Origin of the sequence: Pseudonocardia humida, assembly GCF_023898865.1 — a bacterium.
Lineage (GTDB): Bacteria > Actinomycetota > Actinomycetes > Mycobacteriales > Pseudonocardiaceae > Pseudonocardia > Pseudonocardia humida.
In genome coordinates this window covers 211,131-234,829 of sequence record NZ_JAGSOV010000023.1, presented here as the reverse complement: position 1 = coordinate 234,829, position 23,699 = coordinate 211,131, and the positions used below count along the sequence as shown (strand labels likewise).

The 23,699-nt window shown below is 73.7% G+C and carries 22 protein-coding genes; 4 read left to right on the top strand and 18 right to left on the bottom strand.

Features of this window, described 5'->3' with window-relative positions; translation table 11 throughout:
- Window positions 1-40 precede the first annotated feature (40 nt).
- Window positions 41-1,306, bottom strand: a complete 1,266-nt coding sequence (locus KDL28_RS11740; RefSeq protein WP_252437694.1) for an aminotransferase class III-fold pyridoxal phosphate-dependent enzyme — start codon at window positions 1,304-1,306, stop codon at window positions 41-43.
- Between the two features lie 165 nt (window positions 1,307-1,471).
- Here KDL28_RS11740 and KDL28_RS11735 point away from each other — a divergent pair, with 165 nt between their 5' ends.
- On the top strand, window positions 1,472-2,089 hold the full coding sequence (locus tag KDL28_RS11735; protein ID WP_252437692.1) for a TetR/AcrR family transcriptional regulator: 618 nt from the start codon (window positions 1,472-1,474) through the stop codon (window positions 2,087-2,089).
- Window positions 2,090-2,760: 671 nt separating this feature from the next.
- Here the strand turns inward: KDL28_RS11735 and KDL28_RS41465 are convergent.
- The 10 genes from KDL28_RS41465 to qcrB all read right to left on the bottom strand — a co-directional run bounded on the left by KDL28_RS41465 (window position 2,761) and on the right by qcrB (window position 11,933).
- On the bottom strand, window positions 2,761-3,966 hold the full coding sequence (locus tag KDL28_RS41465; protein WP_252437690.1) for a PucR family transcriptional regulator: 1,206 nt from the start codon (window positions 3,964-3,966) through the stop codon (window positions 2,761-2,763).
- Window positions 3,967-4,015: 49 nt separating this feature from the next.
- Window positions 4,016-5,014 carry a carbohydrate kinase family protein gene (locus tag KDL28_RS11725; RefSeq protein ID WP_252437688.1) on the bottom strand — a complete coding sequence of 333 codons (999 nt, stop codon included), beginning with the start codon at window positions 5,012-5,014 and terminating at the stop codon, window positions 4,016-4,018.
- The gene (locus KDL28_RS11720; protein ID WP_252437686.1) at window positions 5,011-5,655 is read right to left on the bottom strand and encodes a class II aldolase/adducin family protein; all 645 of its coding nucleotides are present in this window, start codon (window positions 5,653-5,655) and stop codon (window positions 5,011-5,013) included. The genes KDL28_RS11725 and KDL28_RS11720 overlap by 4 nt, the downstream gene beginning before the upstream one ends.
- A 5-nt stretch (window positions 5,656-5,660) precedes the next feature.
- Window positions 5,661-5,984 carry a 2Fe-2S iron-sulfur cluster-binding protein gene (locus KDL28_RS11715; protein ID WP_252437684.1) on the bottom strand — a complete coding sequence of 108 codons (324 nt, stop codon included), beginning with the start codon at window positions 5,982-5,984 and terminating at the stop codon, window positions 5,661-5,663.
- Between the two features lie 36 nt (window positions 5,985-6,020).
- Window positions 6,021-7,307 carry a cytochrome P450 gene (locus tag KDL28_RS11710; RefSeq protein WP_252437682.1) on the bottom strand — a complete coding sequence of 429 codons (1,287 nt, stop codon included), beginning with the start codon at window positions 7,305-7,307 and terminating at the stop codon, window positions 6,021-6,023.
- 136 nt (window positions 7,308-7,443) lie between these two features.
- Window positions 7,444-8,271 (bottom strand): oxidoreductase, encoded by an 828-nt coding sequence (locus KDL28_RS11705; protein ID WP_252437680.1) that lies wholly within the window; start codon window positions 8,269-8,271, stop codon window positions 7,444-7,446.
- A gap of 87 nt (window positions 8,272-8,358) precedes the next feature.
- On the bottom strand, window positions 8,359-9,246 hold the full coding sequence (locus KDL28_RS11700; RefSeq protein WP_252437678.1) for a polysaccharide deacetylase family protein: 888 nt from the start codon (window positions 9,244-9,246) through the stop codon (window positions 8,359-8,361).
- A gap of 76 nt (window positions 9,247-9,322) precedes the next feature.
- Complete coding sequence (locus KDL28_RS11695; protein WP_252437676.1) at window positions 9,323-9,553, bottom strand: hypothetical protein; 231 nt, start codon at window positions 9,551-9,553, stop codon at window positions 9,323-9,325.
- Window positions 9,554-9,588: 35 nt separating this feature from the next.
- Window positions 9,589-10,308 carry a B3/B4 domain-containing protein gene (locus KDL28_RS11690; protein WP_252437674.1) on the bottom strand — a complete coding sequence of 240 codons (720 nt, stop codon included), beginning with the start codon at window positions 10,306-10,308 and terminating at the stop codon, window positions 9,589-9,591.
- 113 nt (window positions 10,309-10,421) lie between these two features.
- A complete protein-coding gene (qcrB, locus tag KDL28_RS11685; RefSeq protein ID WP_252437672.1) occupies window positions 10,422-11,933 on the bottom strand; it encodes a cytochrome bc1 complex cytochrome b subunit in 1,512 nt (503 codons plus the stop codon).
- Between the two features lie 321 nt (window positions 11,934-12,254).
- Here qcrB and KDL28_RS11680 point away from each other — a divergent pair, with 321 nt between their 5' ends.
- Window positions 12,255-13,016 (top strand): ribonuclease activity regulator RraA, encoded by a 762-nt coding sequence (locus KDL28_RS11680; protein WP_252437670.1) that lies wholly within the window; start codon window positions 12,255-12,257, stop codon window positions 13,014-13,016.
- Window positions 13,017-13,028: 12 nt separating this feature from the next.
- On the opposite strand, the gene KDL28_RS11675 is transcribed toward KDL28_RS11680, so the two are convergent.
- The 5 genes from KDL28_RS11675 to KDL28_RS41460 form a co-directional block, all read right to left on the bottom strand.
- Entirely contained in the window at window positions 13,029-13,874 is an 846-nt protein-coding gene (locus KDL28_RS11675; protein ID WP_252437668.1) for an NAD-dependent epimerase/dehydratase family protein, read from the bottom strand.
- A 3-nt stretch (window positions 13,875-13,877) separates the two neighbouring features.
- Complete coding sequence (locus tag KDL28_RS11670; protein ID WP_252437666.1) at window positions 13,878-15,152, bottom strand: mandelate racemase/muconate lactonizing enzyme family protein; 1,275 nt, start codon at window positions 15,150-15,152, stop codon at window positions 13,878-13,880.
- Window positions 15,153-15,165: 13 nt separating this feature from the next.
- Window positions 15,166-17,190 (bottom strand): ABC transporter permease, encoded by a 2,025-nt coding sequence (locus KDL28_RS11665; protein ID WP_252437664.1) that lies wholly within the window; start codon window positions 17,188-17,190, stop codon window positions 15,166-15,168.
- Complete coding sequence (locus KDL28_RS11660; protein WP_252437662.1) at window positions 17,187-18,617, bottom strand: extracellular solute-binding protein; 1,431 nt, start codon at window positions 18,615-18,617, stop codon at window positions 17,187-17,189. The genes KDL28_RS11665 and KDL28_RS11660 overlap by 4 nt, the downstream gene beginning before the upstream one ends.
- A 448-nt stretch (window positions 18,618-19,065) precedes the next feature.
- The gene (locus tag KDL28_RS41460) at window positions 19,066-19,797 is read right to left on the bottom strand and encodes a FadR/GntR family transcriptional regulator (RefSeq protein WP_252437661.1); all 732 of its coding nucleotides are present in this window, start codon (window positions 19,795-19,797) and stop codon (window positions 19,066-19,068) included.
- Window positions 19,798-19,875: 78 nt separating this feature from the next.
- Between KDL28_RS41460 and KDL28_RS11650 the strand changes: the two genes are divergently transcribed.
- Window positions 19,876-21,036 (top strand): mandelate racemase/muconate lactonizing enzyme family protein, encoded by a 1,161-nt coding sequence (locus KDL28_RS11650; protein WP_252437659.1) that lies wholly within the window; start codon window positions 19,876-19,878, stop codon window positions 21,034-21,036.
- Window positions 21,037-21,127: 91 nt separating this feature from the next.
- A complete protein-coding gene (locus tag KDL28_RS11645) occupies window positions 21,128-21,916 on the top strand; it encodes a 2-keto-4-pentenoate hydratase (protein WP_252437658.1) in 789 nt (262 codons plus the stop codon).
- 16 nt (window positions 21,917-21,932) lie between these two features.
- On the opposite strand, the gene KDL28_RS11640 is transcribed toward KDL28_RS11645, so the two are convergent.
- Together KDL28_RS11640 and KDL28_RS11635 are read right to left on the bottom strand one after the other, a co-directional pair.
- Window positions 21,933-22,727, bottom strand: coding sequence for an SAM-dependent methyltransferase (locus KDL28_RS11640; protein ID WP_252437656.1), 795 nt, complete (start codon window positions 22,725-22,727; stop codon window positions 21,933-21,935).
- Window positions 22,728-22,781: 54 nt separating this feature from the next.
- A complete protein-coding gene (locus KDL28_RS11635) occupies window positions 22,782-23,696 on the bottom strand; it encodes an alpha/beta fold hydrolase (protein ID WP_252437654.1) in 915 nt (304 codons plus the stop codon).
- Window positions 23,697-23,699: the final 3 nt, after the last annotated feature.

The window sequence follows — 23,699 nt, the reverse complement described above, 5'->3', positions numbered from 1 at the left end:
GTGGTGCCGGGGTCGGCGGGGGGCGTCGGGGGAGCGGTGGTTACGAGGCGGCCCGGAGCGCGGTCGCGGTCTCGGCGAAGGCCTCGTCGGTCAGCGCGAGCACCTCGTCGACCACCTCGACGGTGTGCGCGGTCGACAGGAACATGTTGTGCCAGGGGTGCAGCAGGACACCGCGCCGGACCGCGGCGTCGGTGAACGCGAACGCCGTGGTCCGCTCGGGGTCGTCGGCGAAGACCAGCAGGGGCATCTGCACCGGCCCGGTGAGGCTCACGGGCAGCCCGTGCCGCTCGCCCTGGGCCTCCAGCCCGGCCTTGAACCGCTCGCCCGGCTCCCGGATGAGGGCCGGGGCGTCGACCTCGACGGCGTGCCGCACCGTCGCGATGGCCGCGGCCATCGGCACCGCCGAGTACCAGAAGGACCCGGTCACGTAGACCTCGGAGGCCGACTCGCGCAGCGCGTCCGCCCCGACGAGCGCGGAGATCGCGTAGCCGTTGGCGAGGGCCTTGGAGAAGGCGGTCATGTCGGGCCGGACGCCGAGCCCTTCCCACGCCCCGCGCACGTCGAGCCGGAAGCCGCTGCGGACCTCGTCGAGGATGAGGACCGCGCCGATGCGGGTGGCCAGCGCCCGGACCGCTCGGGCGAACGCCGGATCGACCGGCTCCTGGGCCACGAACGAGTCGTGCCGGAACGGGGCGACGATGATCGCGGCGACGTCGCCGTCGTGGGCGGCGGCCGCGGCCTCCAGCGAGGCGACGTCGTTGTAGGCGAACTCGACGATGTTGGCCCGGTCCTGCGGCGTCACCCCGGCCGAGCGAGGGGTGAACCAGTCGTTCGCGCCGTGGTAGGCGACGGCGGCCTTGAGCAGCTTCGTGCGGCCGGTGGCGACGCGCGCGATCCGCACGGCCGTCGACGTCGCGTCGGTGCCGTTCTTGGCGAACATCGCCCAGTCGGCGTGCGGGATCGTCGAGGTCAGCAGCTCGGCCAGCTCGACCATCCGCGGGCTCGGGCCCGACAGCGTGTCGCCCAGGGCCGCCTGGCGGGCCGCGGCCTCGTCGACGAGCGGGTTGCGGTGGCCCAGCAGCATCGGGCCGAAGGCGCAGAGGAAGTCGACGTAGCGGTTGTCGTCGACGTCCCACGCGCAGGCGCCCTCGCCGCGGGCCCAGAACTGCGGGAACGACGGCGGCATCGTCCGCGCGTTGGCGAGCATGTGGCCGTACATGCCGCCGGGGATGACCTTCGCCGCCCTGTCGCGCAGCTCCCGGTCGTGACGGGACAGCCGCAGTGGTTGATCGGCAGCGAGAGTCACCGGGGTTCCTCCAGGTGTAGCAGCGTGGGCGTCCAGGATTTAGTTCGGATGTTCGATATACCTTAAGGTCAGATTATCTTCATGTGAAGTGCCTGGAAGTCGGCCCGCGCGGGAGCGCCCACCGACAGACTCGCCCCGACGCCGAGGCCCCACCGGAGGAGATCCATGCCGAAGATCGTCGACCACGACCAACGCAGGCAAGAGGTGCTTGCGGCGACGTGGCGGGTGATCGCTCGGGTCGGCCTGGACGCGACGACGGTCCGCCGCATCGCCGACGAGGCCGGCCACTCGGTCGGGGTCCTCGCGCACTACTTCACCGACAAGGAGGACATCCTCAGCTCCGCCCACCTGCTGGCCTTCGCCCGGGCCCGCGCCCGCATCGTCGAGGCGACCAAGGGGCAGAGCAGCCTGGAAGCCCTCCGCCTCGCCATGCTCGAAGCGCTCCCGCTCGACGACGAACGACTCCTCGAAGCCCACGTCGACGTCAGCTTCCTCGGCCACACGGTGGGCAACGCCCACCTGCGCCAGATCCGCAGCACCTCCAACGCCAACTCCCGCGCCATGTGGGGAGGCTTCGTGACCCAGGCCCAGGAGTCCGGCGAGATGCGCCGCGACGAGGACGCCGGCTTCATCGTCGACGAGATCCAGGCCCTCATCGAGTCCCTCTCGATCCAGGCGATCATCGACCCCGTGCGGATGACCCCGGAGCACCAGGTGGCCCTGGTGTCGCGGTTCCTGGCCCGGGTGTCGATCAACGAGCACCCCCTGCCCGCACGAGAGTGACGCTCGTCCGGCCGGCTGGACGGAAGTCCCTCTCGTCCGGCCCGGTCGAACGAGAGTCACTCTCGTCCCACGAGGCGGGCGGCCCCCCCGTTGCTCGGGCCCCCGGTCGCCCCTCGCCCCTCGCCCCTCGCCCCGAGCGAACGGCGCGCTGGGCCAACCAGGCTGGCCCATCGCGCCACTCGCTCGCCCGGCGGGACGGGAGTCGCGCTGGCTCCGCCCGGCGCAACGAGAGTCGCGCTCGCTCCACCGCGCGCAATGTGAAGTCGCGCTCGTCCCCGGCGAGGCGGCGCGCAGCCGCCGCGAGCCGGGCGAGGCACGGGGGCGCGCAGCGCCCACCCCACCCCGGGGAGCACCTCGCACCCCTGCTGGAGCTGAGGACGCCCGCCGCGGAGGCGCCGCCGGAGGCGCCCTGAACAGTGACTGTCCTGGGCGACGCGCCCAGCTCCGGACCCGGGAAAGGCGGCGTCTGCGCGGCGGGCGTCCTCGGATCGAGCAGGGGTTCGGCCCCTGCCGTCACGTCGACCCGCCCAGGGTTGCACGCCGGAAACCCGGTTGGGCGAGAGCGACCTTCGTCCCGCCTGGCGGCACGAGAGCGACTTTCGTCCCGCGCGGCGGCACGAGAGCGACTTTCGTTCGCCCCGGGCCGGGCGGACGGTGCGAGCGCGGTTCGCCTAGACCTCGCGAGGGTTGCGGCTGCGCTGCTGCACGGTCAGCGAGTCGGCCAGCGCGATCGCCAGCACCAGTTCGGGGAGGCGGGTGCGGAAGCCCGGACCGAGTAGCGCTTCGAGCCGGTCGAGGCGGTAGCGCACGGTGCGTTCGGCGATGCCGAGGGCCTTCGCGGTCAGGCGGGTGTTGAGGCCCGACCGGGAGTAGGCCGTCACCGTGTCGGTCAGCTCGGCCGTGCGTGCTCCCGCGGCCTGCAGCGGGCGCAGCTCGTGCTCGGCGAAGGTTCGGGCGGTGGCCTCGTTGTCGAGCGCGACGGCCCGGAAGGCGATGTCGACGTACCCGAGCGCGGATCCGGTGGGGGCGGTCAGCTTGCGCGCCCACACCGATGCGGCCTGCCGGGCCTGCTGGTGGCCGGTCACGAAGCCGGGTGCGCCGGCGGCCGGTGCGCCCAGGGCGAAGCGGCCCGTCGGGGCCGCGTCGAGGGCCGAGCGCAGCGCGGCCTCGGTCGCCACCTCGTCGACGGCGAACCACGCCCAGGTCAGGTCCTCCCCGGCGGGGACGATCAACGCGTCGGTGGCCAGCTCCCGGGCGACGGCGCTCAGCGTGGCCCGGGCGTCGTCGGAGCCCCAGGCGACGACGGCGACGTGGGTCCTTCCGAGGCGGTAGCCGAGCTCGACCTCGGGCACCGATCCACCGTCGAGGACCTGCACGACCAGGCCGCGGATCCGGTCGTCGCGGCGGCCGTCCTGCTCGCGCTCGGCCTGCGCGTACACCCGCCCGGCGTTGGAGGTGAGGTGGTCGAAGTAGGAGAAGAGGCGGCCGGAGACGGTGCGCAGCAGCGACGCCTCCTCGGGGCGCGGGCGGCGCAGCGCGGTGAGCACGCCGATCACCGACTCCCACACGGCCTGGTGGGTGAGGTGGTAGGTGCGGTCGAGGACCTCCCACGGCAGGCCGTTGCGGGCCGCGGCCACCGACTCCGCCACCAGCTCGACCGGGAACCCGGCGTGGCTGCCCTCGTCGACGGCGAGCAGCGCGCCGTCCACCACCACCGACAGAGCCGACCACCCGGCGTCCTGGAAGTCGCTGGCGTCGATGGCGTAGTACTCGGGGGCGACGCTGCGCAGCAGCTGGGCGAACCGCCTGCCGATCGTCTCGCGCTCCTCGTGGAGGCCGGCGACGAGCGCGCCCAGGTCCAGGCCGGAGGGGTGCACGTCCGTTCGGCCTCCCTCCAGCGCCCGGGCAGTCTAGTGGTCGGTCGGGTCACGGCGGGGTGACGCCGATGTCGGTGGCCCGCTCCTTCCAGAAGGCGACGGTGGTGGGCAGGTCGACGACACCGGCGTCCGAGCCCAGCCCGGTGGCGACGAGACCCGCCGCCGCGGTGCCGAGCGCGGCGGCGAGCCGCGGCTCCCAGCCCTGGTGCAGCCCGACGAGCAGGCCGGCGACGAACGCGTCGCCGCAGCCGGTGGTGTCGACGACGTCGCAGGAGAAGGCGGGCAGGTGCTCGGCCGGCCCCGACCCGACCAGGAGCGATCCCGCTCCGCCCATGGTCACCACGACGGTGCCCACGCCGCGCTCGCGCACCGTCCGGGCGGCCCGTTCGAGGTCGTCGATCCCGGTCAGCCCGCGGAGCTGGTCGTCGTTGGGCAGGAAGTAGTCCGCGGACGGCAGCAGCGGGGTGAGCCGGTCGAGGAGGGCCGGGTCGGTCGCGGAGCGGAGCAGGTCGACCGTCGTGGTGGTGCCGTGCGCGCGGGCGTGCCGCAGCAGCGCGGCGCCCGCCTCGTCGGTGAACGCGCCGAGCACGTCGGGTCCGCCGAGGTGCAGGGCGTCGGCGTCGGCGACGAGCGCGGGATCGACGTCGGCCCCGGTCAGGGTGGCGGTGGCGCCGGGCAGGTGCAGGGAGGGGCGTTCGCCGTTGGGGCGGATCGGCAGCACGGTGGCCGAGGTCGCCAGGCCCGGGCGGACGACCAGCCGCGACGCGTCGACCCCGTGCTGCTCGAGCAGGATGCGCAGCAGGCTGCCCACTGTGTCGTCGCCGACCGCCCCGATAGAGGTGACCTCGGCGCCGAGCTTGGCCAGGTCGACGGCGGTCCCGGCGGCGGTGCCCGCGGCGGTGATCCGGAGCTGGTCGACGAGGGCGCCGCCCTGGCCGGCGGGGATTCCGGTGACGGGGCGCACCAGGACGTCGACGATGTGCGGGCCGACGCACACGACGCGGGGACCGGTGCGAGGGCTGACGGCGGTGCTCGCGGCGGTGCTCACGACGGCGACCTCTCGTAGGCGGCCGAGGCGACCTCGGCCAGGTCCAGCTCGGACAGCGCCCGCGGCGTGCCCATCGAGGCCGCCGTCACCTGCAGCCGGCACAGCCATTCGAGCAGGAGCGCCCGGTCGAACGCCTGCTCCGGGGAGCGGCCGTAGGTGATCGCGCCGTGGTTCTGCATCAGCGCGGCGGTGCGGCCCTGGAGGGCCAGCAGCACGTTGCGGGCGAGCTGGTCGGTCCCGTAGCGGGCGTAGGCGGCGACGCGGACCGGGCCGCCGAGGCGGACGATGTAGTAGTGCAGCGCGGGCAGCACGTCGACGACCGTCGACACCGCGACGCTGGCCAGGCCGTGGTGGTGGACCACGGCGCGGGCGTCGGTCTCGCGGTAGATCCGCAGGTGCATGCCGGTCTCGGTGGACGGCCGTGGGCCGTCGGCCCGGCTGACGAGCGTTCCGTCGAGGTCCAGCACGCACACGTCCTGCGGGCGGACGCGGTCGTAGGCGATCGAGGAGGGCGAGATGGCGACCAGGTCGCCGTGCCGGACGCTGACGTTGCCCGCGGTCCCCTCCACCAGCCCGTCGCTGATGAGCCGCAGCCCGCCCTCGACCACGGCCCGGACGGCGTCGTCGATCGATGACCCCATGCTGCTCACCCCTGCGACTCGGGAACGTGGACGGTGATGCCGTCGAGCTCGTCGGTCATCGCGATCTGGCAGGCGAGCCTGCTGGTCGCGGTGACCGGGGTGAGCAGTCCTTCCAACACGATCTCCTCGTCCTCGGAGGGGGCGGGCAGCAGCGGCCGGAACCGCTCGTCGACGACGACGTGGCAGGTGCCGCAGGTGGCGAAGCCGCCGCACTCGCCGATGATCCCCGGCACCAGGTTGTCCAGCGCGGCCTGCCTGAGGGTCTGCCCGGCGGGGACGTCGAGGAGGACCTCGGTGCCGTCGACGCCGACGAAGCGGGCTGCGGGCACGTCAGTCCCCGCCCCCGCTCGGGTTCGTGGCGGTCCTCACGCGGCAGCCACCCGCCGCACGACCACCGGGATCGCCGGGTGCCGGCGGATGGCCGAGCCCGGTACCCAACCCGGCTGCGGCGATTCCAGGCGCACCTGCACGGACGTGGCGGTCAGCGCCCGGAGGGCGACCTCGCCGAGCATCCGGGTCGCGCCGCGCCCCGGGCAGATGCGGGCACCCCCGCCGAAGGTCGTGCCGAGCCGCGGCGGCCGGTCGAGCCGGTAGCCGCCGGGCTCGTCGTACGCCTCGGGGTCGCGGTTGGCGGCGATCCAGGCCATCGTGATCGGCGTGCCCGCCGGGATGCGCAGGCCGGCGTGCTCGACGTCGCCCAGCGCCATCCGGGTGGTCAGCATGAGCGGTGCGGTGAGGCGGGCGCCTTCGGTGAAGGCCGCCGCCACCAGGGACGGGGCGCGCCGCACGCGCTCGGCGGCCGGGGCGTCGGCCAGCAGGCAGCGGGCCGCGTTGGCCACCGCGACGGCGACGGTGTGGAAGCCGTCGAAGAAGTTGGCCGCCACGAGCGCCCCGAGGTCCGGCGGCGCACCGGGGAGATCGATGCCGTCGAGGCCGCGGGCGAGGTGGCCGAGCAGGGCGTTGTCGCCGCGCTCCCAGGCCATCGCCACGGTCCGGCCGACGAGCTCCAGGTACTCCTCGGTGGCCGCGAGCACCCGGGCCCGGTCCTCGAGGGTGGGCGCGAACAGGAACATCCGGTTCATCTCGTGCACCAGCTGCTGGACGCGGAGCGCCGCTCCGGCCGGCACGCCCAGTTGGTCGGTCCAGAAGCGGGTGACGTACGGCCCGGCGACGTCCCGCTCGAGGTCGACGACCCCACCGACCCGCGTCACCTCGTCGAGGACCCCGACCAGCACCCGCTCGGCGTGCCCCGCCATCCCCAGCACGGCCCGGGGCACCAGGTGGCGGGCGACGACCCGGCGGACGGCGACGTGCAGCGCCGCGTTCATGGTGAAGACCTGGTTGCGCAGGAAGGCGTCGAACGCCGCCGCGCCGCTCGGCGGTGCCGCACCCGTCGCGCGCCGGACGCGGTCGCCGGCGCGGCCGGTCAGGAACTCGACCGGGGTGCCGCCGACCGCGGGGTCCTGGGCCAGCGCCCGCATCACCGCGTCGCCGATGACGAGCAGCCCGCCCTCGCCGTCGCGCAGGACGCGGACGCCGCGCTCGAACAACCCGTCCGAGGCCGCGACCAGATCGGCGGACCAGGCCTGCGGGGCCACCAGGTCGGGCAGCAGGGGGAGGTCGTCGACGGACCGGGGCAACGACCCGCCCATGCCTCACCCGCTCTCGAGATGCCGTGGGAGGGCCTCCCACCCGGGCACCAGCTTCGCTGCTGCCCGGGGGCGCGCGGGTGCCGTGATCCGGCAGTCGACCTCGACGGGGTTGCCGATCGCGGCCGAGCCGGCCGGGTCAGGCGAAGTCGGTGCTCGTGCTCAGCGCCCTCCACGCGGCGAGCTCGGCGCGCTGCGCGTCCAGGACGCCACCGGCGGCGTCGACGGCGTCCGACCCGAGCAGCAGCAGCGCGGGCGGCTCGGCCGCCCCGACGGCGGTGATGATCGCCTCGGCGGCCCTGGCCGGGTCGCCGGGCTGGTTGCCGTGGGCGGTGTCGTGCTCCTTGCGCCGCCTGCCCGCGGTGTCGGCGTAGTCGGCGATCGGCTCGGCGGACTGGGTGAGGGAGCGCCCGGCGAAGTCGGTGCGGAAGCCGCCGGGCTCGACCGACATCGCCGTGATGCCCAGCGGCGCGAGCTCCTTGCGCAGGGACGAGGTCATGGCCTCCAGCGCGGCCTTCGTCGCGGCGTAGTAGCCCGAGCCGGGCGCGCAGATGCGGGCGCCGATCGAGGAGATGTTGACGATCGTGCCGCGGCGGCGGGCGCGCATGTCCGGCAACACGGCCTTGATCATGGCGACCGCGCCGTGGAAGTTGGTGGCGAACAGCCGCTGGACGTCGGCGTCGTCGGCCTCCTCGACGGCGGCGCGGTAGCCGTAGCCGGCGTTGTTGACCAGGACGTCGACGCCGCCGAACCGCTCACGGGTGCGCCGCGCGGCCTCGGCGACCTGGGCGGGGTCGGTCACGTCGAGCGCGAGCGCGAGCGCCCGGTCGGGGTGCGCGCTCACCAGGTCCCGCACGGCGGCGGGGTCGCGGGCGGTGACGGCGGCCTCGTCGCCGCGGGCCAGGACGGCGTCGGCGAGCGCGCGACCGAGCCCGGTCGAGCATCCGGTGATCAGCCAGGTGGCCATGCGGTGTCCTCACTCATCGGGGGGCAGGTGGTCGTGGCCAGCTTGTCCCCCCGGGCCCGGGCGCGCAGCGGCGGCCGGGGGCGCCCGTCAGCGGACGTTCTCGATCCACCACCGCACCACCTGGTCGCGGTGCACCAGGGTGATCCCGGGTGTGGTCGTGACGTGGTGCAGGAAGTCGCGCACCGCCGTCGCGCGGGAGGCCTGGCCGCTCCAGCGCGGGTGCAGGCCCACGCTCATCAGCCGGGCGCCCGCGCCGTGGCGGGCCTCGTCGAGCAGGAAGTCGGCCGCCCCGATCAGGGACTCGGCGAAGTGGCGCGGCGCCGCGTAGGTGGGGGCGAGGAAGTAGCGGGTGTCGTTGTGCACCTTGGTGTAGGGGACGACCAGCCAGGGCCGCCCGTCCACCTCGACCCGGTAGGGCAGCTCGTCGTTGCAGGAGTCGCTGTCGTAGACCAGGTCGGGGTGGGCGGCGGCGAGGCGGCGCGTGCGTTCGCTGGGGAACGACCGCACGTACCAGCCGCGCACCGGGCGCCCCACGAGCTCTGGCAGCACCCGCATCGCGCGCTCCAGGTCGGCGCGTTCCTCCTCCTCCGACATCTGCGACACCTCGGCCCAGCGGTAGCCGTGCCCGAGCACGTCGTGCCCGCTCGCCCGCAACCACTCCGCGAAGGGCGGGTTGCGTTCCAGCGCCCGGGCGCACACCCCGAACGTCACGGGCGCGTCGAACCGCTCGAACAGCCGCACCAGCCGCCAGATGCCCACCCGGCTGCCGAACTCGAAGTGCCCCTCGGTGCCCAGGTCGCGCACGGTCGGGTCGATGGGGATCGTGTACTCGCCCCAGCTGTCGTTGCCCTCGCCGTCGGCCCACGACGCCTCGGCGCCCTCCTCGACGTTGACGACGATGTTGACCGCCACCAGCGACCCGTCGGGCCACCGGTCGAGCGGTGCGGTGGGGCCGTGGCCGACGAAGTCACGCACCGGCGCCGGCCTGGGTCGGGATCATGTGCTCAGCATGGGGCCGGGGCCGGCGATCCGACCAGGGACCGAGCCCGGTTCAGCCGCGGAAGGCGCGTTCCATGGCCCGGCGGGTGAGGGCGCGGGCGAGGCGGGCGAGGACGGCGGTCATGGCGGAGGTGGTGGCGCCGGGGATGTGCAGGGTGCGCCCGGCCCGCCAGGCGGTGAGGGCCGAGGCGACCACGTCGATGGCCGACATCAGGCCGGGTGCGGTCCGCACGAGCTCGCCCATGCCGGCGACGTCGCCGAGCTCGGCGCGGGGATCGCTCACGCCTGCGACTTCGGCGCGCGGTCCGACCGCGACCACTAGCGCGCGGTGATCGCGGACCTCAGGTCGAGGGCCGTCGGTCCGTCGCCGTGCAGCACCGCGCTGATCGGGTCGAGCGACCAGTGCGCGGCCAGCTCCTCGGCGATCAGGGTGGTCGCGGCGGTCACGTCGGCGAGCGCCGTGGCGTGCAGGCCCTCGACCACGATGAGCACGCAGGACGTGGCGTCGCGGACCGCGGAGTGGCCGCTCTGCCGGTTCGTCCAGCGCCGCGCGTGCGCCCGCCCCGCGTCGTCGGCGTAGGTGACCTCGCCGGGTTGCGGGTGCTCGGTCGCCCCGTCGAAGCCCAGGTAGACCTCCTGCCCGGTGGCCCGCCGCACGACGAGGTCGCCGGTCACCCGGTCCAGGTCCAGCACGGCGACGGGCAGGGCGGTCGCCAGCGACACCGCGTTGCACAGGTCGACCAGCGGGTGGATCCGGGGCAGCGCGCCCTCGCGGGCGAACCGGCGCAGCAGGGCCTCGGAGGCGCAGCGGTACTGGGTGGGGCGCAGCCCCAACCGGGTGAACGCCCGGCGCCAGGCCTGGACCTCGGCGAACCCGCTCGGGGTGGCCACGGTGGCCAGCCGGGCGGTGGCCGTGGCCGTGTGGCGGGCCACCGCGTCGGTGGTGTCGGCGTCCGGGGTGGTGCCGGTGGCGGCGACCACGCCCGCGACGAGCTCCGGGAAGTCCGCGCGGAGCTGCGCGGCGTGCTGGAAGCGCATGTTCTGGTCCCTGCTGGTGGTGGTCCTTCGACGGCGTGCACTCTGCCGCCGCCCCGGGGTCGGGGGCAGGTCCAAGACGGCCCCGGTCGACAGGTCCAGCAGGCGGTCCCGGGTCAGTCCGCCGGCGGACCCGCCGCGACCAGCTGGTTCATCCGCTTGGGCACCGGGGCTCCCCGGTACGCCGGCCGGACCGGGCGGCCGTGCTCGTCGAACCCGGCGAGGGGGTGGTGCACCTCGACGTACCCGCCGTGGGGCAGCCGCCGGACGAGGCCGGTCTCGATGCCGTGCTCGAGCACCGCGCGGTCGGCCATCTGCAGGCCGAGGCAGACCCGGTAGGTCACCGCGTAGGCGAGCGCCGGCACGACGAACACGGCGACCCGGCCGGCCCAGAAGACGGCGTCGGTCGAGAGGTGGAAGGTGAACGCGAGGACGTCGGTGGCCGCGGCGAGCTGGAGGCAGCCGTAGAACGCGGCCACCAGCACGCCGAGGGAGGTCCGCGCCGGGACGTCGCGCGGGCGCTGCAGCAGGTGGTGGTGCGCGGTGTCCCGGGTGAAGCGGCTCTCCAGCACCGGGTAGAGGGCGAGCGCGACGAAGCTCAGCGGCAGGAACACCATCGACGGCCAGAACCACGGCGGGACGGTGTACTCGCCCAGCCGGATCTCCCACGCCGGCCACAGCCGCACCGCGCCGTCGACCCAGCCGAAGTACCACGGCGAGGTCGACCCCCCGGAGACGTGCGCGGGGTTGGCCGGGCCGTACGCCCAGATCGGGTTGACCTGGAAGGCGGCGGCCATCGCGGCCAGCACGCCGACCATCGCGGTGAACTGCGCCGCGGACCGGGCCGCGTAGCCGGGCAGCACCCGGACGCCGACGACGTCGCCCTCCGACCGGCCGGACCCGGGGTACTGCGGGTGCCCGTGCCGGGCGTGCAGCACCGCGCGCACCGCGAACAGCGCGCCGATGACGACGGCGAGCACCAGGTGCGCGACGTGCAGCCGGGGGATGACCTCGGTGCCCGGGAACTCGCTCCCGAACAGCATCCAGTGCAGCCAGGTGCCGGCCACGGGGATCGACAGCAGGTAGCCCGAGATCATGCGCAGGCTGGTCCCGGAGAGCAGGTCGTCGGGCAGCAGCACGCCGGTGAAGGCGGTGAGGACCCCGACGAACAGCAGCAGCACCCCGACCACCCAGATCGAGCGCCGCGGCCGCCGGAATGCGCCGCTGAAGAACGCCACGACCAGGCCGGCCAGCAGTGCGGCGACGAACAGCGACGCGGCCCAGTTGTGCAGCTGGCGCACGAACAGCCCGCCGCGGACCTCGAAGGAGATGGCGAGCGCGCTGTCGTAGGCGTGGCTCACGCCGACCCCGCGCAGGTTCTCGTAGGGCCCGTCGTAGACGGTCGTGGCCATCGAGGGGTCGAAGAACAGCTCCAGGTAGAGCCCCGACAGCACGAGCACGACGAAGCTGCCCACCGCGACCTGGCCGAACAGCACGGACCAGTGCCGCGGCACCACGGCGTGCAACCGCCCGCGCACCGCCGCCGCGAGCGGGGACCGCTGCTCGCGCGCCCCTGGCGCACTCGTGGTCCGGCCCGGACCGCTGCCGCCGGTCGTCGTGGCGCTCATCGCCCAACCCCCCTGTCCACGGGCACCGGTCCACCGGTGCCGGGCTCCGCCGGGACGGCCCCGGTCGTGCGGATCGGTGGCGCCGGTCCGGCCCCGCGGCCTACTTCTACAGTACGTAGAAAGTTGGGGTTCGGCCAGTGCCGCCGCGCGCGGACCAGCCGGCGGCGCGCGGCCGGGGCCGGGTCGGCCCCCCTCCGCCCGTCCGGCCCGCCCCCTCGTGGATTTCTCCGGCGACCGCGGCCACGACCCACCACTCCCGCAATCCTCGGGTTACGCTCTTTTCGCAACACAACCGGATGGCTCTGCGGAAAGGTGCGCGCAATGCTGCGACAATCTGTCGGTGGAACGGTCGAGACGCCGGACATCGTCCGACCGCCGGCCGAGCTGGTGGCCGGGCTGGCCGCGGTCGGCAGCGCGACCGCGAGCAGCGAGCTGAGCAGGCTGGGAGTGCGCAACGCCCACATCCAGGGCCCGGTCAGCGCGACCCCCGGCAAGACGGTGGCCGGACCGGCCCTGACCTTGCAGTTCATGCCCAAGCGGGAGGACCTCTACCAGGTCGACGAGTACGCCGACCCGGAGCGCCAGCTGCACCGGCACGTGCTGTATCACACCCAGCCCGGCGACGTGGTCGTCGTCGACGCGCGGGCGGACATGGGCAGCGGCGTGTTCGGCGAGATGATGCTCACCTATTTCATGGGGCGCGGCGGGGCGGGAGTCGTCATCGACGGCTGCGTGCGCGATTTCGGCAAGGCGCGGCAATTGGGCATCGGTTTGTGGCTGCGCGGCGCGACGCCCAATTTCCACACGCAGACCGATATCGTGCCGCACGCGGTGAACGTCCCGATCGCCTGCGGGGGCACGGTGGTGGAGCCCGGCGACATCATCGTGGCCGACGACGACGGCGCGGTCGTGGTGCCGATCGGGCTCGCGGAGGCGCTGCTGGCGACGGCGAGCGAGCACGCGGCGTGGGAGGAGTTCTCCCGCGAGCGCCTCGCCGAGGGCGGCGACATGCGCCGCTACTACCCGCTGTCCGAGGAGGCCCGCCCCGAGTACGAGGAGTGGGTGCGGGCCCGGCGCGGCTGAGCGCGGCGGCGGTCACCGGGCGCGCTCCGCATCGGAGAGCGCCGGGTGCTCGTCGCCGGCGTCCCAGCCCAGCAGGGCGTGCGCGGCGTCGGTCGCGTAGAAGCCGGTGCGCCCGGTCAGCGGCCGGTCGACCGCCACGTCGGGGTACCAGCGGCGCGCCAGCTCGGCCGACGGCGCGTCGCTGGTGGTCCGCGCGGCCACGACGTGGCAGACCGCGTGCCCGGCGGTGGGGCGGTGCAGGGCGAGCAGGCAGGCCGCCGCGGCCGAGTCGAACGAGGTCCAGCCCCAGAGCTGGCTGACGCCGTGCAGCTCGTTCATGGTGGCCCGCGCGTGGGCGTGGTCGTCGCGCAGCGCGTGCAGGCGCAGCGCGGTGAACGTCGCGTCCGGTCGCCGCCGGGCGAAGGCCGCCGACTCCTGCTCCAGGATCCACTTCGAGACGCTGTAGGAGTCCTCGCAGTAGCTCGGGTGCTGCTCGGTCACCGGGAAGCGGTCGTAGCGCGCGACGGCGCTGAACACCCCGCCGATCGCGTTGACGCTGGAGGCCAGGCAGAGGGCGTCGACGCCGTGCTCCTCGGCGGCCACCAGGACGTGGTGGGTGCCGTTCACGTTGGTCCGGAACACCTCCGGCTCCGGGTGGCGGGGGTGGGTGAGCGCCCCCAGGTGCACCACCCCGCGGACGCCGTCCAGGGCCGCCCGTACCTGCCCCAGGTCGGTGATGTCGGCCCGGCGCCACTCGACGTCCGCCGCGGCGTCGGTCCCGGGCAGGTCGACCGCCACCACGTCGTGCCCGGCGCGCACCGCGCGGTCGACGACGCGGCGCCCGAGCGCCCCCGCGGCGCCGGTGATCGCGATCCGCACCGGTCAGCTCCACAGCCGGTCGTGGCTGGACTCGGCGTCCCAGTGGCTGGAGTCGGCGAAGAACTCCGGCGCCCGCGGGTCGAGCCGGCGGCGGAACAGCTCCTCGTCGATGTCGCCGAAGCCAAGGCCGGGGGTCTGCGGGACGGCGATGGAGCCGTCCTGGATGAGCGGCCGGGGCAGGTCGGTGACCAGCTCGGACCAGAAGTCCACGTCGGCGGCGTGGTGTTCGAGCGCCAGGAAGTTCTCCGTCGCCGCGGCCAGGTGCACGCTGGCCATCGTGGCGATCGGCGACGCCGCCAGGTGCAGGGCCATCGCCACCCCGCGCTCCTGGGCGTAGTCGCCGAGGCGCTTGGTCTCGGCGATCCCGCCGGAGGTGGCCGGGTCGGGGTGCACGACGCGGATCGCCCCCGCGTCGAGCAGCGGCTTGAAGCCCTCGGTGAGGTAGATGTCCTCACCGGTGCAGGTGGGCACGGCGACGGCCTCGGTCAGCTGGCGCCACTGGTCGGTGAACTGCCACGGGATCAGGTCCTCGATCCAGGCCAGCGTGAACGGCTCCAGGGCGCGCCCGATCCGGATGCAGGAGTCCAGCGCGATGTGGCCGAAGTGGTCGGCGGCGAGCGCGACGTCGTAGCCGACGATCGAGCGCACCGTCGCGACGTAGTCGGCGAGGTGCTCCACGCCCTTCGCGGTGACCTGGACGCCGGTGAACGGGTGCATCGTCGTCAGGTTCTCGCGGGCGCCCGCCGGGGCGATCAGCGCGCCCGGGACGTCCCACAGCAGGCTGATGCCGACGTCCATCTTGAGCATGGTGAAGCCGCGCTGCTTGCGTTCGAGCAGCTTCGCTCCCATCTCGTGCGGGTCGAGCAGGGACGGGGTGTCGGCGTAGCACCGCACGGTGTCCCGGAACCGGCCCCCGACCAGCGCGTACGCCGGCACCCCGTAGGCCTTGCCTGCGAGGTCCATCAGCGCCATCTCGATGCCGGAGACGCCGCCACCCTGCCGGCCGTGGTGGCCGAACTGCTTGATCTTGCGGAAGATCCGGTCGAGGTCGCACGGGTTCTCGCCGACGACCCGGCTCTTGAGCATCAGCGCGTAGGTGGCGCTGGCCTGGTCGCGGACCTCGCCGTAGCCGACCAGGCCCTGGTTGGTGTCCAGCCGGATGATCGACGAGCGGAACGGCACCCCGTGCAGGTTGGCCACCCGCAGGTCGGTGATGCGCAGCGCGCTGGGCCGCGACGCGGTGCTGACGTGCTCCTCGGTGAGGACGGAGTCGCTCATGTGGTTCCCTTCGTCATCCCTTGACCGCCCCCGCGGTGAGCCCTTCGGTGAGGAACCGCTGGCCGAACGCGTACATGAGCACGACCGGGATGCTGATCAGCAGCGAGGCCGCGGCCAGCTGGCCCTGCGGCACCACGTCGCCGAAGATCATCGACTGCATCCCGACCGGCAGCGTCTTGTACTCGTCCTTGGTGATGAACACGAACGCGAACAGGAACTCGTTCCAGGCGTTGGTCAGGGTGAACAGCGCGACCGCCAGCAGGCCGGGCTTGGCCAGCGGCAGCACGATCCGGCGGAACGCCTGCAGCCGCGTGCAGCCGTCGACGAGCGCGGCCTCCTCCAGGTCGATCGGGATCGACTTGAAGTAGCCGACCAGCAGCCAGGTCGCGAACGGCAGCGTGAACGTCGGGTAGGCCACCACCAGCGACCACAGCGAGTCGGTCAGCCGGAAGCCGCTCATCAGCTGGTAGAGCGGGATGAACAGCAGCGCGCCGGGCATCACGTAGGTCAGCAGCACGGTGACGGTGAACGACTGCGACCCGCGGAAGCGCAGCCGGGCCAGCGCGTAGCCGGCCAGCGCCGAGCAGACCAGCGCGATGACCGTGGAGGCCACCGACACCAGGATCGTGTTGAGGTACCAGGTGCCGAACGGCTGGCTGGTGAACAGCTCGCCGAACTGCTCCAGGCTCCACGGCGTCGGCCACAGGTCGTTGCTGCGCATGGTGATCTGGGTGTCGGACTTGAAGGCCGTCACCACGATCCAGTAGAGCGGGCCGATCACGAAGCCGAGCAGCAGGAACAGGGCGAACCCCGACCCGACGCCGGTGGCCGTGCGCGCGGCCCGCACCCGCCCGCGGGCGGCGAGCGTCGAGATCAGCCGCCCGACCACGGCGGCGACCAGGATGCAGGCGCCGAGCACGACCCCGGCCTTCCAGAAGATGTGCGGCGACGACCAGGCCAGCAGCGCGGTGAAGGCCGCGGCGGTGACCCACAGCAGCGACCGGCGCTGGGCCCGACCCAGCAGGGGGCGCCGGCCCCCGGACCCGAGCACGGCCGCGGTGGGGGCGTCGCCGCTGCGCATCATCCGCACCAGGATCACCACCAGCACCGCGATGACCGGCACCATCACCAGCGTGACCGCGGCGCCCGCGCCGAACTGCAGCTGCGCGATCGCCTTGTTGTAGGCGACCATGACGTAGGGCGCGGTGGCGTCGCCGGGCCCGCCCTGGGTCATCAGCCAGATCAGGTCGAAGTTGTTGAACGTCCAGATGGACGACAGCAGCACCGTGACGATCATGACGTAGCGCAGCCCGGGCAGCGTCACGTGCACGAACCGCTGCCACGGCGACGCGCCGTCGACCATCGCGGCCTCGTGCAGGCCGGAGTCGATCGCCTTCAACCCGGCCAGGAAGGTCACCGTGAAGAACGGGATGCCCTTCCAGACGTTGACCAGGATGACCGAGGGCATGGCCAGCGAGGCGTCGGACAGCCACCCGGCAGGCCAGGTGTCCACCAGGTTCACCGCGGCCAGCGCCGGACCGATGCCGGAGTCGGTGAGCAGGGTGTTCACGCTGCCGAAGATCGGGTCGAACAGCGAGCGCCAGCTGAACGCGGTGACCACGGTCGGCACCACCCAGGGCAGCAGCAGGACCCCGGCCAGCACCGCCCGCCCGCGCTTCATGTGGTGCAGCATCAGGGCCGCGATCAGCCCCAGCACCACCTTGAAGACCTCGGCGTAGGCGGTGAAGACGAACGAGTTGACCACGCCGGTGTGGAACTGGCGGTCGTCGACCAGGGCGGTGTAGTTGTCCAGCCCGACGAACACCGTCTCCGCACCGTGGCGCTCGGTCGTGCTGGTCACCACCGAGTCGAAGATCGGGACCAGGATCAGCGCGGCGATCAGCAGCACCGTCGGGCCCATGAAGACCGCCGCCATGCGCCAGTCCCGGCCCAGCGCGCGCTGGGTGCGGGTGAGCGAGCCGGTGCCCGGTGGCCCCTCGGCCGCCACCGGGACCGGCCGCTTCTGCAGCGTCGTCACTGCGGGACGCCTTGCTGCTCGAAGATCTGCACCATCCGGTCGTGCGCCTCGGCGACCGCCGTTGCGGCCGGGGTGCCCTGCACGACCTGCTGCATCATGTCGGTGAGCAGGTAGGCCGCGACGGCGGCCTGGGCGCCGGGGCTGGGCGCCTGGGGGAACGCGTTGCCGGTCGTGGTGGTCAGTGGCAGCGGCGCCTCGGTGATCTTGCGCAGGGCCGGGAAGGCCGGGTCACCGCTGGTGTAGAACGGGTCGGAGTCCCAGACCTTCTGCCACGCCGGCATCGCCAGTCCGGTGGCCTCCTTCGCGATCCCGAGCAGCGGGGTGCCGCTGACCAGGTACTTGGCCAGGACCTTGGCCAGGTCGGGGTTGGCCACCCCCTTGAAGACCACGAACGCCTGGGACTGGCCGAACAGCAGCGGCCGGTCGGTGGCCGGCCCGATGCAGTCGATGAAGGGGTGGGTCTGCTCGTAGACCGGGTTCCCCTTGGACTTGGAGTCGGCGTAGACGCTGTACTGGTTGCGGGTGTAGCCGAGGATGCCGGCCAGCCAGTTCTCGTTGTTGCTGGAGTCGGTCCAGCTCTCGATCCCGGGCGGGAGCATCGGCTTGTACTTCGGGTTGGTGTAGATGTCGCCCAGGAAGGACACGGCCTCGACGGTCTCGGGGGTGTTGAAGGTGACCTTCGTGCCGTCGTTGGAGGTGAGCGCGCCGCCGTAGCCGTTGATGATCGACTCGATCAGGCCGTTGGCGTCGCCGGAGCGGTTGATCGTCATGCCCCAGCCGAAGCGGCGCTGGGCCGGGTCGGAGATCTCCAGGGCGATGTCGCGCATCTCCTCCCAGGTGTAGAAATCCTTGAGCGCGATGCCCTTCTCCTGCATCCAGTCCTTGCGCGCGAACGAGCCCAGCCCGATGAAGTGGTAGGGGATCGCGAACCACTTGCCGTCGAAGACGCAGTAGTTCTTCGACTCCGCCGTGGGCTCGCCGAACTCGGCGATGAGCTCGGTGACGACGTCGGTGACGTCGGTGAGGATGCCGAGGTTGTAGAACTGGGCGACGAACCGGTTGTCGGTCGCGAAGGCCAGGTCGCGGGCGGTGCCCGCCTGCACCTCGGCGTCGATCTTGGCCACCATGTCGCCCGCGTCGGCCTGGACCAGGCTGTTCTCGATGGTGGTCCCGGTGGCCTCGGCGAACGTCTGGATCGACCGGTCGAGCGCCGCGTTGGCGGCCTCGGAGTAGAGCTTCTGGGACAGCATCCGCACCTGCTGCCCGCGGAACGGCGCCGCCGCGTCGATGACCGACTGCGGTACCTGCACCTGCACCTGCGGCGCGGCGGGCGTGCCGCCACCGCACGCGCTCAGGCCGAGGGCGCCGAGCGCGGTGGCGCTCATGCCCAGGAACTTGCGCCGGGACCAGACCGGGAATTCTTCCATGACCGCTCCTCCCGCATCCGACCGAGCGGACGCGTGCATCTGCCATCGGGGGCCGGGAGGCGAAGGCCTCCCCGGTCGTACGAGGACGGGCCCGGTGTCGGGAACCGGGCGGCGACGGCCCGCGGCCCCCTTGCCGGAGAGCGTCGCCTCTTGCGCAGCGTGCTGAGAGATCCCGGATCGGTCGGGTGACGGCCGGGGTGGGGCGCGGCCGCGCACGGGGAGGGCTGCGGACCGGGGGAGCGGTGCGGGACCGGGGAGCGGTGTGCGCCGGGGGAGCGGTGCGGGTCGGGAGGGCGGTGCGGAGCGGGGGAGCGCTGCGGGACCGTGCCGCCGCCGCGGCGGGGGACCCGCCCTGGTCGACGCGGGTCGCCGGGATGGAGCTGGTGGTGCTGCCATGCCTTCCCCGTCCTCGTCGTCGGGTTCGGATGCCGGCCGTGCGGAGGTGTCGTTAAGCGGGTGCCTCGGGGTGGTCCCGCCCGGTGAGCGCCGAGTAGTTGGCGCGCAGGTGGAACTGCATGGCCGCACGGGCGGCGGCCGCGTCGCGGGCGGCCAGCGCGGCGTAGATGCGGGTGTGGTCCGCGGTGGCCCGGCGCCTGCCTGCCGGGTCCTCGTTGGTGATGCGCCGGCTCGCGGTGCCCAGCCAGCGGGCCGAGTACATGATCCGGTCCAGGATGCGGTTGTCCGCGGCCCGGCAGATCTCCATGTGGAACTCCTGGTCGACCTCCAGGTAGCGGTCGGGCTCGTCCTCCAGGGTCGCCATCCGGTCGAGCGCCTCGCGCATCCGGGCCAGCGTCTGCTCGGTGACCATCCCGGCGGCCATCGCGGCGAGCTCGGGCTCCAGCAGCATCCGCATCCCGTGCAGCTCGCGCAGCAGTTCCTCGACGAGCTCGTCGGGCAGCCACTCGAGCAGCTGCGGACTCAGGTAGTCCCACTCGTCGCGCGGCCGGACGACGACCCGGCGGCCCTGCGCCACGTCCACGATGTCGAGCGAGGCGAGGATCTTGATGGTCTCGCGGGCGACCACCCGGGAGACGCCGAACTCCTGGCAGATCTCCAGCTCCGACGGGGCCCGGCCGTCGGGGAACTCGCCGGCCACGATCTGCCGGGTCAGCCGCGCGGCCACCTGCACCGGGAGCGTCCGGACCTTGACAGCATCGTCGGAGGCTTGTCTGCTGGGCACCTCAGCAGCTTATATGACAAGTACCCAAACGTGACTACCCTCACTCGATGAGCGGTCATACCCAACGGAGGAGCGGACGTGCGCATCGTCGACGTGAAGACCGCGGTGGTCGCGTACCACGGCCAGGCGACCCTCGTCCGGATCGACACCGACGAGGGGATCAGCGGGTTCGGTGAGGCGAACCCGGACGCGGGCGCGGGCGCCGTGGTCGGCATGATCGACTTCCTGCGCTCGGAGCTGATCGGAGAGGACCCCCGCAACGTCGAGCGCTGCTGGGAGAAGCTGCGCAGGCGCAAGGTGTTCGCCGGCCCGCAGGGCGGCGTGTTCGTCATCGCGCTGAGCGGCATCGAGCTGGCCCTGTGGGACCTCGCGGGCAAGGCCGCGGGCCAGCCGATCTACCGGATGCTGGGTGGGAAGTACCGCGACCGGATCCGGCTCTACGCCGACTGCGGCGAGGGCGACGACCCGACCGGCTCGGCGTCCGGGTGCGTCGACCGGGCCCAGCGCATGGTGGCGGCGGGCTTCACCGCGCTCAAGTTCGACATCGACGACCTGCACCACGAGGCCAAGTTCGACGCCTTCAACCACACGGTCAACGCCGCCGAGCTGCGCAGCATGGTCGAGCGGGTGGCCGCGGTCCGGGAGGCGATCGGCCCGGACGTCGACCTGGCCATCGACCTGCACGCCCGCTACGACGTGCCCAGCGCCTGCCGGATCGCCCGGGCCCTGGAGCCCTTCGAGCTGATGTGGCTCGAGGAACCGGTGCCCGCGGAGAACATCGACGCGCTGGTCAGGGTCAGGGCCCAGACCAGCACCCCGATCTGCGCCGGGGAGAACCTGTACCTGCGCTGGGGGTTCCGCCGGCTGCTCGAGTCGGGCGCCGTCGACGTCATCGAACCCGACATCCCCAAGTGCGGCGGCCTGGCCGAGTCCAAGCGCATCGCCAACCTCGCCGAGATGCACTACGTGCCGTTCGCGCCGCACCTGGTGTCCACCCCGCTCGGCACGATGGCCGCGTCGCACCAGTGCGCCGCCATCCCGAACTTCTACGTCCAGGAGTGGCACGCGCTGGAGGAGCGCGAGGTGTGGGACAGCTACGTGGTCGCTCCCGACGGCAGCGGCTCGATCGTCAAGGACGGCTACATCACGCTGCCGGAGGACACCCCGGGGGTCGGCGTCGAGCTCGACATGGACGCGGTCCGCAAGCACGCCGTGCCCGGCTACGGGGTGTTCGAGTAGCCCCCGCCCGCCGCGGCCGGTCGCCGGCGCCGATGATGGACCGGGTGACCGGGGCGCCGGCGGCCGGTGCGGGACGCGGGGGAGGGGACCCATGGCGGTGGACGACGTGGCGGGCGGGGCGGCGGCCCGGGTGGCCGACATCCTGTGGTCGGCATGGCGGTCCGGCGAGCGGATCGAGGCGCTGCCGGCCCCGGTCCGACCGTCCACGCCGGCACAGGGGTGGGCGGCCCAGCGGGAGCTGGTGGCTCTCGCGGGTCCCAGCTACGGCTGGAAGATCGCGGCCACGTCCGGCGCGGGGCAGGCCCACATCGGGGTGACCGGGCCGCTGCCCGGGCCGCTGTTCGAGCGGTTCCGGTACGAACCGGGCAGCGTGGTCCCCTCCGCCGACCTGCACATGGGGGTCGTCGAGGCCGAGTTCGCGTTCCGGCTCGGCGCGGACGTGCCGGCCGGGGCGTCGCCGGCCGCGCTCGCCGGCGCGGTCGCGGCGCTGCACCTGGCCGTCGAGGTACCCGACTCCCGGTTCGTCGAGTTCTCCACCGTCGGCGGCCCGTCGCTGATCGCCGACGCCGCCTGCGCGGGGTACTTCCTGCTGGGGCCGGAGGTGCCCGACTGGCGGGACGCCGACCTCGCCGCGGCCCGGACGCGGATCGAGGTGAACGGCGAGGTCGCCGCGGAGGGCCGCGGCGACGCCGTGCTCGGCTCGCCGTGGGCGGCGCTGGCCTGGCTGGCCGCCGAGCTGCCCCGGTTCGGGTCCGGCCTGCTGGCGGGCCAGGTCGTGACCACCGGGACCACGACGACGCCACCGGCGATCGGCCCGGGCGACCGGGTCCGGGCCCACTTCGCGGGCTACGGCGAGGTCGGGTTCGGGTTCGCCCGGTGAGCGGGCGGCCCGCCGGTCAGGGCTTGCGGGCGACGGCGCCGTAGGCCTCGATGGCCTCGGGCCGGCCGACCTCGGCGGGGTCGGGTCGCCAGAGGGTGATGGGCACCAGGCCGGGCTCGACGAGGTCCAGGCCGTCGAACCAGCCGCGGAGCTCCTCGACGCTGCGCGTGGCGTAGGGGGAACCGGCGTCGGCCTGCGCCTTCGCGGCGATGCGGGCCTCCTCGGTGGTGGCGGTGGCGTCCCACAGCGCCATGTAGCTGCCCGACGGGACGGCCGCCATCACCCTGCGGACGACGGCGTGGGCGTCGTCGGGGTCGTCGAGGTAGCCGAACACCCCCATGAACAGCACGGCGATCGGCCGGTCGAAGTCCAGGGCGGCGCGGGCCCCGTCGATGATGAGGTCGGGGTGGTTGTAGTCGGCGTCGAGGTAGGTCGTGGTGCCCTCGGCGGTGGTGTTGGCCAGCAGGGCGCGGGCGTGGGCCAGGACCATGGGGTCGTTGTCGACGTAGACGACCCGGGCCGTCGGCTGCAGGGCCTGGGCGACCTCGTGGGTGTTCTGCATGGTCGGCAGGCCGGTGCCGACGTCGAGGAACTGGGTGATCCCGGCCTCGCCCGCGAGGTGGCGCACGGCGCGGACGAGGAACCGGCGGGACTTGAGGGCGTACTCGGCGACCGCCGGGTACGCGTCGCGCACGGCGTCGCCGACGGCGCGGTCGGCGGGGAAGTTGTCCTTGCCGCCGAGCCAGTAGTTCCAGATGCGGGCGCCGTGGGGCACGTCCGTCCGCAGGCCCGGGGCCTCGTCCTCGCTCACCGTGTCTCCTCCGGGCGCGTACGGGTGCTGCCGGGGGAGACGGTATCCCGTCGGCTACCCAGCGTCGTCGACGGACCGGTGGGCCCCTGAGGCGACGCGCTCGGGCCCGGGGTCGCCGCCGGTGTGCGCGACGATCGCCGGTACGACCACGTCCCACAGCCGCCGCGGTGGCACCTGGTGGCCCATGTCGGGCAGCGCGACGAGCGTCGCGCCGGCGATCTCGGCGGCCAGCGCCTCGCCGTGGTCGAACGGCAGCAGCGGGTCGGCGGTGCCGTGCAGGACCAGCGTCGGTACGGCGATGTCGGACATCCCGAAGGGCTCGGTGGCGTCCCCGGCGACGACCCAGTGGTTGGCCGCCGCGGCCGGGTCCGTGCTGCGGGCGACCACGGCGGCCGCGATGCGGCGCGCGGCCGCCTCGTCGAAGCCGCCCGGGCCTGCGTACAGCCGCTCCGCCGCCACCAGGTGCGCGACGACCGCGGCCGGGTCGTCCCACGCCGGGTCGGGGGGCGGGTCGGTGAAGGTCGCGGCCAGCCCCGGCCACGGCGGCGACAGCGGAGCGGCGTTGGCGGCGCGCTCGCCCGCGGGGCTGGTGGCGATCAGCGTGATGCTCCGCACCCGCCGCGGGTGCCGCACGGCCAGCTCCTGGGCGATGCCGCCGCCCATGGACACCCCCACCAGGTGGGCGGCGGCGATGCCGAGGCCGTCGAGCACGCGGATCGCGTCGGTGCCGAGGTCGTCGCCGGTGTAGGCGGGCGCGCCGGGCGGGGAGCACGCGGAGCGGCCGGTGTCGCGGTGGTCGTAGCGCACCACGCGGCGCCCGGCCGCGGCCAGCCGCTCGCACAGCTCGACGTCCCACCAGTCCATCGAAGCGGACGCACCGCCGATCAGTAGCACGGCCGGGTGGTCCCGGTCGCCGAAGACCTCCGCGCACAGCCGCGCGCCGTCCACCGTCAGGATCTGCTCGGTCATGCC

Bases quoted from the DNA above. Each gene is read 5' to 3' on its own strand.
- qcrB (WP_252437672.1), bottom strand. From the start codon at position 11,933: ATGAGCGCCACGACGACCGGCGGCAGCGGTCCGGGCCGGACCACGAGT.
- KDL28_RS11735 (WP_252437692.1), top strand. From the start codon at position 1,472: ATGCCGAAGATCGTCGACCACGACCAACGCAGGCAAGAGGTGCTTGCG.
- KDL28_RS11645 (WP_252437658.1), top strand. From the start codon at position 21,128: ATGGCGGTGGACGACGTGGCGGGCGGGGCGGCGGCCCGGGTGGCCGAC.
- KDL28_RS11660 (WP_252437662.1), bottom strand. From the start codon at position 18,617: ATGGAAGAATTCCCGGTCTGGTCCCGGCGCAAGTTCCTGGGCATGAGC.
- KDL28_RS11670 (WP_252437666.1), bottom strand. From the start codon at position 15,152: ATGAGCGACTCCGTCCTCACCGAGGAGCACGTCAGCACCGCGTCGCGG.
- KDL28_RS11705 (WP_252437680.1), bottom strand. From the start codon at position 8,271: ATGGCCACCTGGCTGATCACCGGATGCTCGACCGGGCTCGGTCGCGCG.
- KDL28_RS11690 (WP_252437674.1), bottom strand. From the start codon at position 10,308: ATGCGCTTCCAGCACGCCGCGCAGCTCCGCGCGGACTTCCCGGAGCTC.
- KDL28_RS11710 (WP_252437682.1), bottom strand. From the start codon at position 7,307: ATGGGCGGGTCGTTGCCCCGGTCCGTCGACGACCTCCCCCTGCTGCCC.
- KDL28_RS11680 (WP_252437670.1), top strand. From the start codon at position 12,255: ATGCTGCGACAATCTGTCGGTGGAACGGTCGAGACGCCGGACATCGTC.
- KDL28_RS11635 (WP_252437654.1), bottom strand. From the start codon at position 23,696: ATGACCGAGCAGATCCTGACGGTGGACGGCGCGCGGCTGTGCGCGGAG.
- KDL28_RS11720 (WP_252437686.1), bottom strand. From the start codon at position 5,655: ATGGGGTCATCGATCGACGACGCCGTCCGGGCCGTGGTCGAGGGCGGG.